Annotated in this window: 12 protein-coding genes; 9 read left to right on the top strand and 3 right to left on the bottom strand. The window is 65.2% G+C overall.

The annotated features are described in order from the left end of the window. Positions 1 to 68 precede the first annotated feature (68 nt). The 4 genes from F8237_RS11735 (at position 69) to F8237_RS11720 (ending at position 5,666) form a co-directional block, all read left to right on the top strand. On the top strand, positions 69 to 1,037 hold the full coding sequence (locus F8237_RS11735; RefSeq protein ID WP_151644785.1) for an NAD(P)H-dependent flavin oxidoreductase: 969 nt from the start codon (positions 69 to 71) through the stop codon (positions 1,035 to 1,037). Positions 1,038 to 1,187: 150 nt separating this feature from the next. Next, positions 1,188 to 1,961 (top strand): thioesterase family protein, encoded by a 774-nt coding sequence (locus tag F8237_RS11730; RefSeq protein WP_151644783.1) that lies wholly within the window; start codon positions 1,188 to 1,190, stop codon positions 1,959 to 1,961. Between the two features lie 154 nt (positions 1,962 to 2,115). Then, complete coding sequence (locus tag F8237_RS11725) at positions 2,116 to 3,615, top strand: ATPase domain-containing protein (protein ID WP_151644781.1); 1,500 nt, start codon at positions 2,116 to 2,118, stop codon at positions 3,613 to 3,615. Continuing rightward, positions 3,612 to 5,666, top strand: a complete 2,055-nt coding sequence (locus tag F8237_RS11720) for an ATP-binding protein (RefSeq protein ID WP_151644779.1) — start codon at positions 3,612 to 3,614, stop codon at positions 5,664 to 5,666. The genes F8237_RS11725 and F8237_RS11720 overlap by 4 nt, the downstream gene beginning before the upstream one ends. A gap of 21 nt (positions 5,667 to 5,687) precedes the next feature. Here F8237_RS11720 and F8237_RS11715 read toward each other — a convergent pair whose 3' ends face one another. Further along, positions 5,688 to 7,250: an AMP-binding protein gene (locus tag F8237_RS11715; protein WP_151644777.1), complete on the bottom strand. Its 1,563-nt coding sequence runs from the start codon at positions 7,248 to 7,250 to the stop codon at positions 5,688 to 5,690. A gap of 125 nt (positions 7,251 to 7,375) precedes the next feature. Between F8237_RS11715 and F8237_RS11710 the strand changes: the two genes are divergently transcribed. The 4 genes from F8237_RS11710 (at position 7,376) to F8237_RS11695 (ending at position 10,359) form a co-directional block, all read left to right on the top strand. Then, entirely contained in the window at positions 7,376 to 8,341 is a 966-nt protein-coding gene (locus F8237_RS11710) for an NAD(P)H-dependent flavin oxidoreductase (RefSeq protein WP_151644775.1), read from the top strand. Between the two features lie 165 nt (positions 8,342 to 8,506). Beyond that, a complete protein-coding gene (locus F8237_RS11705; RefSeq protein WP_151644773.1) occupies positions 8,507 to 8,755 on the top strand; it encodes a hypothetical protein in 249 nt (82 codons plus the stop codon). 132 nt (positions 8,756 to 8,887) lie between these two features. Further along, on the top strand, positions 8,888 to 9,598 hold the full coding sequence (locus tag F8237_RS11700; RefSeq protein ID WP_162006000.1) for a hypothetical protein: 711 nt from the start codon (positions 8,888 to 8,890) through the stop codon (positions 9,596 to 9,598). Between the two features lie 86 nt (positions 9,599 to 9,684). Continuing rightward, positions 9,685 to 10,359: a hypothetical protein gene (locus F8237_RS11695; protein WP_151644771.1), complete on the top strand. Its 675-nt coding sequence runs from the start codon at positions 9,685 to 9,687 to the stop codon at positions 10,357 to 10,359. Positions 10,360 to 10,362: 3 nt separating this feature from the next. Here the strand turns inward: F8237_RS11695 and F8237_RS11690 are convergent, their stop codons facing one another. After that, a complete protein-coding gene (locus tag F8237_RS11690) occupies positions 10,363 to 11,223 on the bottom strand; it encodes a GMC oxidoreductase (protein ID WP_151644769.1) in 861 nt (286 codons plus the stop codon). A 171-nt stretch (positions 11,224 to 11,394) separates the two neighbouring features. Next, the gene (locus tag F8237_RS11685; RefSeq protein WP_151644767.1) at positions 11,395 to 11,619 is read right to left on the bottom strand and encodes a cysteine rich repeat-containing protein; all 225 of its coding nucleotides are present in this window, start codon (positions 11,617 to 11,619) and stop codon (positions 11,395 to 11,397) included. A gap of 235 nt (positions 11,620 to 11,854) precedes the next feature. Between F8237_RS11685 and F8237_RS11680 the strand changes: the two genes are divergently transcribed. Further along, a complete protein-coding gene (locus F8237_RS11680) occupies positions 11,855 to 12,142 on the top strand; it encodes a hypothetical protein (RefSeq protein ID WP_151644765.1) in 288 nt (95 codons plus the stop codon). The last annotated feature ends 246 nt before the right edge of the window (positions 12,143 to 12,388 follow it).

The raw sequence follows: 12,388 nt of genomic DNA, 5'->3' as shown, positions 1-12,388 counted from the left end.
GTGGAAAGATTGCCTTGTTGGTATGGCTCCCAACTTCAATTTGACCGCCAATAGAGGATCGCTCCGCAATGTCCATGCCTGCCTTGTTCAAGGGACGCCTGTCGATCCCGGTGATCGGCTCGCCGCTCTTCATCATCTCGGTGCCTGATCTGGTGATCGCGCAGTGCAAGGCGGGTGTGGTCGGCTCGTTCCCGTCGCTGAACGCGCGGCCGCCGGAGCTGCTCGACGAGTGGCTGGCGCGGATCACCGAGGAGCTTGCGGCCTATGACCGTGCCCATCCCGACAAGCCGTCGGCGCCGTTCGCGGTCAACCAGATCGTGCACAAGTCGAACAATCGGCTCGATCACGACATGCAGCTCTGCGCCAAGTACAAGGTGCCGATGGTCATCTCCTCGCTCGGCGCACGCGAAGAGCTGAACCAGGCGGTGCACGGCTGGGGCGGCATCGTCTTCCACGACGTGATCAACCAGAAATTCGCGCACAAGGCGATCGAGAAAGGCGCCGACGGCCTGATCCTGGTCGCGGCCGGCGCCGGCGGCCATGCCGGCACCATCTCGCCGCTGGCTTTCGTTGCTGAAACGCGAAAATGGTTCGACGGTCCGATCGCGCTGTCGGGCGCCATCGGCAATGGCAGGGCGATCCGCGCCGCGCGCATTCTCGGCGCCGACTTCGCCTATATCGGCTCGGCCTTCATCGCCACCAAGGAGGCCAACGCGGTCGAGAAGTACAAGGAGATGATCGCAGGCTCGACGGCTGACGACATCGTCTACTCCAACCTATTCACCGGCGTGCACGGCAACTATTTGAAGCCCTCGATCCTCGCCGCCGGCATGGACCCCGAGAACCTGCCGACCTCGGATCCCTCCAAGATGAACTTCGGCACCGACGCCTCCGGCGAGCGTGCCAAGCCGAAGGCCTGGAAGGAGATCTGGGGCAGCGGCCAGGGCATCGGCAGCGTCGACGGCGTCTTGCCCGCCGCCGAGCTGATCGCGCGCTTCAAGAAGGAATACGACGAGGCGATTGATCCGCCGTTGTAGTCGTTCTCGTGTCCCGGTCGCGCTGCAGCGTGCAACGCTGCTGCGCAGAGCCGGGACCCATCGCTGCAGCACATGGACCCCGGCTCTGCAGCGCACCGCTTACGCGCTGCGCAGCGTCCGGGGAACGCCAGCCGAGAGACCGAGCAGAACATGACCGCCATCTACCGTGTCGACGGCAACAGCGTCGTCACCAGCCCTGACGCGGCCGGTCCCTGGGATCGCCGCATGCAGCACGGCTCGGCGCCGGCCTCGCTGGTGACGTGGGCGGCCGAGCGCATTCCGACACCGGTGCCGATGAACATTGCGCGCGTCACCATCGATCTGATGCGCCCGGTCCCGGTGGCGCCACTCACGATCGAGACCAAGGTCCTGCGCGAGGGCCGCAAGATCCAGCTCTGCGAGATCAAGCTGCTCGCCGACGGCGTGCAGGTGGTGGGTGCCACCGTGCTCAAGATCAGGCGCCACGCCTTGAGCCTGCCCGATGACGTCGAGGAGTTGCCGGTGACGCTGCCTTCGCCGGAGGACTCGTTCGTCGAGGACGGTCATGCCGCCACCAGCCCGTTCGTGCGATCGGTTTCGATGCGCGCCGCGCGCGGCCGCTTCGGCAAGGCCGGTGCCGGTGCGATCTGGTTTCGCGTCGACCACCCGCTGATCGAGGGCGAGGCGCTCTCGCAGGCGATGCGCGCCGTGGTCGCCGCCGACTTTTCCAACGGCACGGCTTCGACGCTCGACTTCCGGGCCTGGACCTATATCAACGCCGACCTCACCGTGAACTTTTCGCGTCAGCCGGTCGGTGAGTGGATCCTGCTCGACGGCGAATCCTGGATCGGCCCCGACGGCGCCGGACTTGCGATGTCGCGGCTGGCGGATCGGCAGGGCTACTTTGGCCGTGCGGTGCAGAGCCTCGTCATCGAGAAGCGATAGGACCGTCCACGTCCACAGCCGTCTTCAGCGGCGCCGTACCGGATCCGCTCCCCTCGTCGCTGAAATGTTCCTCTGTCCTGTCTGCATAGGTCGTCACCGTCGAGCACGGAACCGATTGTTCCATTGCCGGTTTTATTCCCCGTAGAGGGAAAATATGACTTCAATTAAGGAATTTTCTGGAAGAGCCCAAACCGGAGTTTGGGGCCTGGACAACATCCTGTCCGGAGGATTGTCGCGTGGGCATGTGTTCCTCGTGGAAGGCGCGCCCGGTACCGGCAAGACGACGGTGGCGCTGCAGTTCCTGCAGGAAGGCACCAAGGCCGGTGAGAGATGCCTGTACATCACCTTGTCGGAGACGGAGCGCGAGTTGCGCGACGGCGCTGCATCGCACGGCTGGACGCTGGACGAGGGAATTACTGTTTTCGAACTGCTGCCCCCCGAGAGCCTGCTCGATTCCGAACAGCAGCAGAGCCTTCTCTATTCCTCCGATCTCGAGCTCGGCGAGACGACCAAGCAGATTTTCGAGGCGGTCGATCGGATCAAGCCGCACCGCGTCGTGCTCGACAGTCTGTCCGAAATCCGGCTTCTGGCCCAGAGCTCGTTGCGGTATCGGCGGCAAATCCTGGCGATCAAACACTATTTCTCCAGGTTCAACACCACGGTGATGCTGCTCGATGATCTCACGGCCGATGTCGCCGACAAGACCGTGCACAGCGTCGCGCATGCGGTTCTGCGCCTCGAAGAGCTCGCTCCGGACTATGGCGCGGAGCGCCGCCGCGTGCGCGTCATCAAGTATCGCGGCACCAAGTTTCGCGGTGGTTATCACGACGCAACCATCACCACGGGCGGGCTGAACGTGTTTCCGAGGCTGGTTGCTTCCGAGCACCGTGCCGATTTGCAGCGCATCACTTTTTCCAGCGGCATTGCGGGCTTCGACCGATTGCTGGGCGGTGGCGTGGAATCGGGCTCGAGCACGCTCGTTCTCGGACCATCCGGCACGGGCAAATCGCTGATCGCGATCGTGTTCGCCGTCGCGGCGGTGGCGCGGGGAGAGAAAGCGGCGCTGTTCGTGTTCGACGAGGAGCTCGGTCTGCTGTTCTCGCGCATGAAGGGCATCGGGATCGATCTCGACGCGCTGCGGCGGAACGGCAGTCTTGCGATCGAACAGGTCGACGCGGCCGAACTCTCGCCGGGGGAATTCGCTCATATGGTCCGCAAGCGAGTGGACGAGGATGGCATCAAGGCCGTCGTGATCGACAGTCTCAATGGCTATCAGGCCGCCATGCCCCAGGAAAATTCGCTCATCCTCCACATGCACGAACTCCTGCAGTACCTCAATCGCCGCGGTGCCGCGACATTCATGACGGTGGCCCAGCACGGCCTCGTCGGTGACATGAAGGCGCCGGTCGACGTCACCTATCTCGCCGATACGGTTATCCTGCTGCGCTATTTCGAAGCGCTGGGCAGCGTGCGGCGTGCGATATCCGTGATCAAGAAGCGGATGGGCCAGCACGAATCGACCATTCGCGAGTTCCGCATCGGCAGCCGCGGTCTTGCCATCGGTGAGCCGCTGGAGGAATTCCAAGGCGTGTTGCGCGGCGTGCCTGTCTACATGGGCGACACCAGGCCTCTGCTGCGGGAGCCCGGTGCGTGAGGCCGGGTGATACGTCCGAACGTGCCCTTGTCCTTGCTCCGACGGGCCGCGACGCAAATGTCGCCGCGAGCCTGATCCGTGAAGCGGGGTTCGTCGCCGACATCTGCACCGACCTCGATGCGCTCGTGCGCGAGATGGCAGCCGGCGCGGGGCTCGCCATCATCGCGAACGAAGCCGTGAAGACCGCCGACTTGCGCAGTCTGGTCAGGTGGCTGAACGAACAGCCCTCATGGTCGGACTTTCCGATCGTGCTGCTGACACGCCAGGGCGGCGGGCCGGAGCGGAATCCCGACGCCATGCGGCTCGGTCTGGCGCTGGGCAACGTCACTTTCATCGAGCGTCCATTTCATCCGACCACGCTGGTGAGCGTGGTGGGATCCGCCCTCAGAGGCCGCCGCCGCCAGTACCAGTCGCGCGCGATCCTGGAGACCCTCACCGAGAGCGAAGGCCTGCTGCAAACGGCATTGAGCGCTGGTCAGCTCGGCGCTCTTGAGTTGCAACTCCCGTCGTTGATGCTCGAAGCCTCGAACACCTGCAAGCTCTTCTTCGGGCGACGATCCGAACAGGAGTTCTCCTACCAGGATTTGGTCGATTCCGTGCACCCGGACGATCGCGCCAGACGGCAGGCCGTGTTCGACCGCGCCGTCGCCAGCGGTAGCGATTACAGCATCGAATATCGAAACATCTGGCCTGACGGCTCCCAGCACTGGGTCGATATCAGGGCCAGGCCGGTGTTTCGGCCCGACGGCAGTGTGCAATCGCTGGTCGGGGTGTGCTCCGACATCACCGCGCGCAAGGTCGCCGAGATCGAGCGTGAAAACCTGCTGGCTCAGCTTGCTGCAGAGCGCACCGCGCTGGCCGAGCTCACGTCCACGCTCGAGCAGCGCGTCGAGCAACGTACCGCGGATCTGATGAACGAGGTCGCCGCGCGCGAAAAGGCCCAGGATCAATTGCGGCAGGCCCAGAAGATGGAGACGATCGGTCAGTTGACCGGCGGCGTCGCGCACGACTTCAACAACCTGTTGATGGCCGTCATGGGCAATCTCGACTTGCTGCGCAAGCGCATCCCTGATGACCCGCGCTTGCGCCGGCTGATCGATGGCGCGCTGCAGGGCGCGGAACGAGGCGCCTCGTTAACGCAACGCCTGCTGGCGTTCGCCCGCCAGCAGGATCTACAGGCGGAAGCGGTCGATCTCGGCACGTTGATCAGGGGGATGAGCGATCTGCTGGAGCGCTCGCTCGGCCCCCGGGTCGAGCTGCGTCTGGACATTCCCGATCGCGTGCCACCGGCACGAGTCGATTCCAACCAGCTCGAACTCGCGATCCTGAACCTCGCCATCAACGCGCGCGATGCGATGCCCGATGGCGGTTCGATCGAAATCCGCATCCGCGACGATCAGGCGGACGAGGAGGCGCGGCTGCCGCCGGGGCATTATCTGGCGCTATCCGTGATCGACGACGGGGAGGGCATGTCGCCGGACACGTTGAAGCGGGCCGTGGAGCCGTTCTTCTCCTCCAAGCCCCTTGGCAAAGGAACCGGACTTGGCCTCTCGATGGTGCATGGTCTTGCCGTGCAGCTCGGCGGTGCCCTTCAGCTCTCCAGCAACGTTGGAGTCGGCACCACGGCGACCCTGATTCTTCCGGTCGCCAGCCAGCTTCCGAAAGCGGAGGTGCCGATGCCGGTGCAGCGAAAGGCCGGTCGATCCGCCGTCATCCTGTTCGTCGATGACGATCCGCTGATCGCGATGTCGACCACGGAAATGCTCGAGGATCTCGGGCACCGCGTGATCGGCGTCAACTCGGCGCGTCACGCCCTCGACGTCATTCGAAGCGAGCAGCCGATCGATCTCATGGTGACCGATCACGTCATGCCCGGCATGACCGGGCTCGAACTTGCGGCCGCCTCGCGTCAGCTGCGACCGTCACTGCCGATTCTGCTGGCCACCGGATATGCCGAGCTGCCGGAGGGATCTCAACTCGATCTGCCAAGGCTGGCCAAGCCCTACCATCAGGATCAGCTCCGCGATCGACTTGATCAGATGCTTCGCTGACGACAGGCGGCGGCTCGACGCCTAACCCACCATCCGGTCCCGGCCGCTCCAGAAGCCCGCGCGCAGCACCTTCTTGTCGACCTTGCCGACGCCGGTCATCGGGAGTTGCTTGACGAACTGGATCTGCTTGGGCGCATGCGCCGAGCCCTTGCGGGTCTTGACCAGGTTGATCAGCTCGTCCGCATCGGGCCTCGCGCCCTCGCGCGGTACGACGATGGCGGTGACGGCCTCGCCCCATTTCTCGTCGGGGATGCCGACCACCGCGACCATCGCGACATCCGCGTGCTGCGACAGCACGTCCTCGATCTCGCGCGGGAAGATGTTGAAGCCGCCGGTGACGATCATGTCCTTCTTGCGGTCGAGGATGAACATGTAGCCGCGCTCGTCCCTGCGGGCGATGTCGCCGGTGTGGACCCAGCCGTTCTTCAACGTCTCGGCGGTGATGTCTGGGCGCTTCCAGTATTCCGCCATGACATGCGGGGCGCGCACGCAGATCTCGCCGGCCTCGCCCGTCTTGACCTCCTGATCGTTGTCGTCGAGGATCCTGACCTCGCAGGCCGCGATCGGGAAGCCGCACGACAAAAACAGCTCGGGCGTCCTGGGATCGTGATCAGCCTTGCGCAGGACCGAGACCGGATAGCATTCGGTCTGGCCGTAGAGCTGCGAGAACACCGGCCCGATCCGTTCGATGCCTTCGACCAGCCGGCTCGGCGACATCGCGGAAGCGCCATAGAGCACCAGTTCGAGCGAGGAGAGATCAGTCTTGCTCAATGCGGGGTGATCGAGCAGCACATAGATCATGGTCGGCACGAACAGCGTGAAGTTGATGCGCTCGCGCGCGATCGTCGCCAGTACGGCCTCGGGATCGAACCCCTTCAACATGTGCACGGTGCCGCCGCGCATCAGGGTCGGCAGCACCTTGGTGCCGGCAACGTGGCTGATCGGCGCGACCGTGAGATAGCGCGCGGCGTCCGGGATCTCGAAGTCGGCGAGGATCGCGGCGGCGGCTCCGGCATTCTCGCGGTGATAGCGCAGCGCGCCCTTGGATTTGCCGGTCGTGCCGCCGGTGTAGTTCAGCGTGGAGAGGTCGTCGGGACCGGCGAGGCACTGCGCGCTGGCATGGCCTTCGATCTCGATCGCCTGCAACAGGTCGACGCCGTAGCCGGCCGGTCCCATGGTGAAGACGGCCTTGAGCCGGCCCGCCTGCGTGGCGAGCTCGCCGCCGCGATCACGGAAGGCGGCCGCATCGACCACCAGAACTTCGGCCTCGGAATCTTCCAGCTGGAACAGCTGGTCTGCCTGCGATCCCAGCGGATGCAGCCAGGTGATGCAAAGCCGTGACAATTGCGCCGCGACGCCGGCGCACCAGGTGTCGGCGCGGTTCGCCGTGAGGAAGGCGACGCGCGCGCCGGGCTGCAATCCAAGACGCATGAAGACGCCCTGGATGCGTCCGATCAAGTCGATGGTGCCCTGATAGCTCAGCGACCCGCCGGGCCAGGCAAAGGCAGTGCGGCCGGGATAGCGTGACAGTGCCCGTAGCGTCTGCGCGCAACTCGGGGACGATGCGTGGAGCGGATCGGACATATGTTTCCTCGTTGCTTTGTCATCGGCTTGTGTCGTGCCAATGTTTGCGCGCAACGCTAGCACAGCGAAGGCGGGATGGAACGACAAAGCCCGCAGAGGGAGGCAAGGGTGACAGGGAGGTTCGCGTGACGTCGGATCGGCTGCAACGTTTACGCGATCGTCTCGATCTGCCGCTGATCGCGGCGCCGATGTTTCTGGTGTCGGGCGTCGAGCTCATGGTCGCGGCCTGCCGCAACGGTGTGATCGGCAGCTTCCCCACCGTGAATTGCCGCAGCACGGAACAACTCGATGCGTGGCTCAGCGAGATCGACATGCGGCTGCGGCAGCACGAGGATCAATCGGGCCGCAAGGCAGCGCCGCTCTGTCCGAACCTGATCGTGCACCGCTCCAATGCGCGGCTGGAACAGGATCTCGCCGTGCTGCTGCGGCACAGGCCGGAGATCGTCATCACCTCGGTCGGCTCGCCGGCGGCGGTGTTGAAGCCGTTGCAGGACGCCGGCGCGCTGGTGCTGGCGGACGTCGCATCGATCCGCCACGCCGAGCGCGCTGCGGCGGCAGGCGCCGACGGGCTGGTGCTGCTCACCGCGGGCGCCGGCGGGCAGACCGGCTGGCTCAATCCGTTCGCTTTCGTTCGCGCGGTGCGATCGTTCTACGACGGCATCATCGTGCTCGCGGGCGGCATCAGCGACGGCTGCGCGCTGCACGCCGCCGAAGTGCTCGGCTGCGATCTCGCTTACATGGGCACGAAGTTCATCGCCACGCGCGAGAGCATGGCGGACGAGCGTCACAAGCGGATGCTGGTCGACAGCAGCGCCGACGACATCCTGCTCACCACTGCATTCACGGGCCTGCAGACCAGCATGCTGAAGCCGTCGATCGTGGCTGCCGGGCTCGACCCCGATGATCTGCCGGCACGTGGCGCCATCGACATCGGTAAAGACATCGATGTCGCCGCGCGCGAGAACCGGCCAAAACGCTGGCGCGATATCTGGAGCGGCGGACATTCGACATCGGGCGTGACCGACGTGCTCGAGGTCGATGATCTCGTTGCGCGAACGCTGGCGGAATATCGCGAGGCGGGCGGGCGCTAGGGAGTGCTCTCGTCCCCCCGTAAAAATGCGGAGAAGCCGCCGTCCGGTCGTCTCGATCAAAGTTAATCGAGCGCTCCTCCAACCGGCCCCACTTAACGGCAGATTAACCAACGCCCGCCAAGAATCCCCCTCACGGCCGTCAATCAGGACGGAGGGGGACAGGCGATGGACTTCGATTTTCTCAACTCCAAGACGGCGGCGTCGCTCGATGAGATTCGCGTTCGCGTGGCCCATGCGCTGGCCCGCCATCCGCTGTGCCGCAACGTGCGTTTCGATATCCTCAGCGTTCCCCGCACCCGCCGGGGCGGCAACTGGACGGTGACGCTGCAATCGGTCGAGCCGCGCGCGGTTTGGGAAGCTTCCGAGATCGTCGCCGACATCCAGGACGCCTACGATCTGGCACTAGCTGCCTGATTTTCCTGAGTTTTTCTGGGCGTGTCGCCGCAGTCCGCGCGATTGCCGCCGCGATGGCACGGTTAAGCCTTAATTATCGCCCAGTTTCCGGGCAGTGATCACGTGGACTTGAAGCCGGACGCGGAGAGACGTTTGTCCAAAGCCATCACCATCGTCGTGCTGACCTGTTTCCTCGTCCTCGGCGCCGCCACCACCGCCATCCTTGGCCGCGACAGCGTGCCCAGCGTCAGTGCCGAGATGATCGCACAGGGCTCGCCCAAGCCGCTCGCGACCAACCGCGCCGCCAAGGCCGACCGTCTGGTTCCGACGCTGGCACTGGCCTCGGCCGCGATTGAGCCCTTGGTGCAGGTATCGGCCGACAAGCTTTCACAGACGCCGGTGCTGACCGAGCCGCTGCGCCAGGCCTTTGCCGCCGCCACGCCGGCCGATTTCCCGATGCCCAAGGCCAGTGTGAACGAGGCGCCCGCCGCTGCGGAGGCTCCTGTCGTCGAAGCGCCCGCCAAGCCGAAGGTCGCCGCCAAGCCGCATCCCCAGAAGAATTACTCGCTGCTGTCCGACGTTCAGATCTCGGGCATCAGGGATCGGCTGAAACTGTCGTCTTCGCAGGAATATTACTGGCCCTCGGTCGAGACCGCGCTGCGCAATGTCGTCCGCAAGATCTCGGCGAACAAGCTCTCCAATCCGAACGCGCCGGGCGTGCCGATCGATCCGAATTGCGACGAGGTGCAGCAGTTGAAATCGGCGGCGATGCCGCTGCTGTTCCAGCTGCGTGACGACCAGAAGGAAGAAGTGCGCAAGCTCGCCCGCATCATCGGGCTGGAAAAGGTCGCCCAGCAGATCTGACGCGCGGGTCCCTCAGGGAACCTCGCCGGCGTCGGGAACATCCGGCAATCCTCAGACGTTGCTCGCTCCAAACAGGGAGTGAGCCAATGCGCGCCTCGACAGCTTATTTCGTCGGTGCTGGAACGATTGTCGCCGCCATCGCCATTGGTCTCGGCGGCGGTATCGTCGCCGGCAACATCATGAATCCGATCGCGCCCAAACAGGGCCCGGACACCGGCAAGATGGCGCAGCGCGCCGAGGTCGCCGCCAGGCCGGCGATGACGAACGCTCCGTCCGAACGCGTGCAGTACATCACCGGCTCGCAAACCTTCGGCGCGATCATCGCTGCGCCCGCGCAGGCGTTGGACGAAGCGAGGCCTGAGGCAAAGCCCGATACGCAGGCCATTCAGGCGAATGCCGAGCCACAGCCCTCGCAGGCGGCCGCAGTCGAGCCACCGAAGCCGGCACCGGCGGCACCTCCGCAGATCGCAAAGCCCGCCGTGCAGCAGGCTGCCACAGAGCCGCCCTCGTCACCGGAAAACGCCTATGCCAAGGCGAGGGACTCGGACGTGAAGCGCACCACCTCTGAACGTCGCCGGATCGATCGTCGTGAGCGCTGGGCCGAACGTTCTCGCTATGAGTCCCGCGAGCAACGCGGCATGCGCGATCGCACCGATTGGGACGACGTGGCCCGCAACGTCCGCGCAGATTCCGACGCCCGCGATGTCCCTGGCCGCTCGCGAGGCCCTCGGATCATGCTGTTCGGTTCCGACGACGACTAGCGCCTAGCCCAGAATCGCGGTGGCTGCGCACTCGGCGATCAGGATTGTCGGCGTCTGGATATTCCCCGAGATCATGATCGGGATCACCGAGGCATCGGCGACATGCAGGCCATCGATGCCGCGCACCTGCAACCGCTTGGGATCGACGACGGCCAGATCGTCAGTGCCCATCCGGCAGGTCGAGGCGGCGTGGTAGAGTGTGGTGCAATGGCCGCGAATATATTCGGCGATCTCGGCGTCGCTCACCGCCTCTGCGCTCGGCGTGATCTCGCCTTCGATCATCTCCTTGAGCGGAAACTGCGCGGCGATGCGGCGGTTGATGCGCACGCCTTCGATCATGGTCGCGATGTCGCTGAAATTGGGGTTGTGCGGTAGCCCCGCGGCCTGCGCCGCCTCCAGCCATTTCAGCTCGTTCGGGTCGACATGGGGAACGTCGGCGACGTGCAGCGGGCCGCTTGTGCCGTGGAAGGGATCGTCGGTGAAGCGCGCGTTGTTCTCGAAAGCGATGAGCTTCGGCAGCACGTCGCGCCATGCCCAGCCTTCGCAGCCAGCCTGCGCCCAGCCGTCATAGTCGGAGGGCAGGCCGCGGATATAGATCATCGCATTCATCGCGCCGGAGCCGCCGATCATCTTGCCGCGCGGCCAGAAGATCCGGCGCCCGCGGCAGCCCGCTTGCGGCTCGGTGTAATAGCTCCAGTCCACCGCCGTGTTGAACATCGTCGGCCAATCCGACGGAATGTCGGAGGCGACCGGTGCCGCCCGGCCCGCTTCCAGCACCAGCACCTTGCGATGCGGATCGGCCGATAGCCGATTGGCCAATACGCAGCCGGCCGAACCGGCGCCCACGATGATGGTGTCGTACATTGAAAGGCACTCCGAAGACATTCATGTCGCGGAGTGCCTGCAAGATTTGTGCTCTTCGTCATTTCGGGATGCGTGCACAGCACGCAGGCCCGGAATCCATCTATCCGCAAAGATCGTGGCGAGATGGATTCCGGGTTCGCGCCGTTGGCGCGCCCCGGAATGACGGCCGGATCAGCCCCCGCGCGACTCCACCACCTTGCGACAGCCGTCGGACAATTTCGTCTTGTTCTCGCGCAGGCAGGCATTCATCTGCGGCGGCTTGCCGACATGCTCGGCGCAGAATTTGCTGGCGTCGCTGCGGCAGGCCATCTGCTCCTGCACAGTCGGACCGGATTGCGCTATGGCGGGCAGGGCAGCGGCGGCGAGCAGCAGCGCGGCAAGAACCGAAGTTTTCATGAAGCACCTCTTGGGGATTGTCGGGGGTCTGGTTTGGGATCAAGCGGGGCGGACCATCTCGCGGAGGACTGCGGCCGGTCCATGCCATGATCATGGCATCGGCGCGCCCTCCCGGCCGCCGCACCCCCATCTTCATGGCATGTATCCGCGCGCCGTCTTTTGCCATTCAGGCTGCACGTCGGCTGCGAGACCCGGTAATTGCATCGGGACGCCGAACGGGAAGCAGGAGAGCAAGATGTCGAAGAAAGTGGGAGCGCTGAGCGCCGGGCTGACGGTGATGATGCTGGCCGGCGCGGCTTTTGTGTCGCTGGGCACGAGCCCGGCGCAGGCGGTGGTCTATTGCAAGACGGTCGGCGTGCCCAAGGGCTGCGTGGTGCGGCCGACCGCAGCGGTGGTGGTTGCACCTGTGGCGCCGGTTGCCGCGGTGGCGGTCGCCACCCCCGGTGTCGGCGCGCCCGGCGTCGGTGTGGCGGGAACGCCGATGAATCGCGGCGGTCCCGTCAATCGCGTCGGCAGGCGCTGATCTTTTTACCTCGCCCCGCTTGCGGGGAGAGGTCGAATTCGAGCGTAGCTCGAATTCGGGTGAGGGGGACTCTCCACGAACCCAACTGTCTCCGTCCTTGCGGAGACTCCCCCTCACCCCAACCCTCTCCCCGCAGGCGGGGAGAGGAAGAAGAGTTCGGGCGAAGGAGCCTCGCGGACGAACCCCCCGTCCTCCGCGGGCATTTCACCCCGCCCGTCCCCTCTCCGCGCGTCCCACACGTTCGGG

Origin of the sequence: Bradyrhizobium betae, assembly GCF_008932115.1 — a bacterium.
Classification (GTDB): Bacteria; Pseudomonadota; Alphaproteobacteria; order Rhizobiales; family Xanthobacteraceae; genus Bradyrhizobium; species Bradyrhizobium betae.
Note: the sequence above shows the minus strand (reverse complement) of the source record. Positions and strands in the feature narration are given on the sequence as shown.

Coding starts and splice junctions, on each gene's coding strand:
- F8237_RS11725 (WP_151644781.1), top strand. CDS start 2,116: ATGACTTCAATTAAGGAATTTTCTGGAAGAGCCCAAACCGGAGTTTGG.
- F8237_RS11695 (WP_151644771.1), top strand. CDS start 9,685: ATGCGCGCCTCGACAGCTTATTTCGTCGGTGCTGGAACGATTGTCGCC.
- F8237_RS11705 (WP_151644773.1), top strand. CDS start 8,507: ATGGACTTCGATTTTCTCAACTCCAAGACGGCGGCGTCGCTCGATGAG.
- F8237_RS11680 (WP_151644765.1), top strand. CDS start 11,855: ATGTCGAAGAAAGTGGGAGCGCTGAGCGCCGGGCTGACGGTGATGATG.
- F8237_RS11690 (WP_151644769.1), bottom strand. CDS start 11,223: ATGTACGACACCATCATCGTGGGCGCCGGTTCGGCCGGCTGCGTATTG.
- F8237_RS11715 (WP_151644777.1), bottom strand. CDS start 7,250: ATGTCCGATCCGCTCCACGCATCGTCCCCGAGTTGCGCGCAGACGCTA.
- F8237_RS11685 (WP_151644767.1), bottom strand. CDS start 11,619: ATGAAAACTTCGGTTCTTGCCGCGCTGCTGCTCGCCGCCGCTGCCCTG.
- F8237_RS11730 (WP_151644783.1), top strand. CDS start 1,188: ATGACCGCCATCTACCGTGTCGACGGCAACAGCGTCGTCACCAGCCCT.
- F8237_RS11735 (WP_151644785.1), top strand. CDS start 69: ATGTCCATGCCTGCCTTGTTCAAGGGACGCCTGTCGATCCCGGTGATC.